Consider the following 369-nt stretch of genomic DNA (forward strand, 5'->3'; position numbering starts at 1 on the left):
GCACGCATACTTGGTATCTGCCGGCAAACCGTCGCCAACGAGCTAAACCGAGGTCAGATCGATCAGGTTCAGAAGGTCAATGGCAAGCGTGTGTATCGCACTGAATACAGCGCTGAGACAGCCCAGCTTCGCTACGAAGAGAACCGGCGGCGATGCCACAGACCTCTCAAGCTCGTCCAAGCCGCTGACTTCATCGCTCACTTCACAGAACACTTCAAACAAGACGGCTGGTCCCCAGACGCCGTGGTTGGCCGAGCCAAGGAAAAGAAGCTCTATCGACCCGAGGAGATGGTTTGCACGGCGACGCTGTACAGCTACATTGATGCTCAGCTCCTGGAGATCAAGAATATTGATCTGCTGGAGAAGACC

At 55.0% G+C, this 369-nt stretch carries 1 pseudogene; it reads left to right on the forward strand.

The features are described from left to right. A pseudogene (locus tag FD01_RS16275) lies at positions 1 to 369 on the forward strand (IS30 family transposase); the annotation flags it as partial.

The organism is Lacticaseibacillus manihotivorans DSM 13343 = JCM 12514, assembly GCF_001435035.1.
Lineage (GTDB): Bacteria > Bacillota > Bacilli > Lactobacillales > Lactobacillaceae > Lacticaseibacillus > Lacticaseibacillus manihotivorans.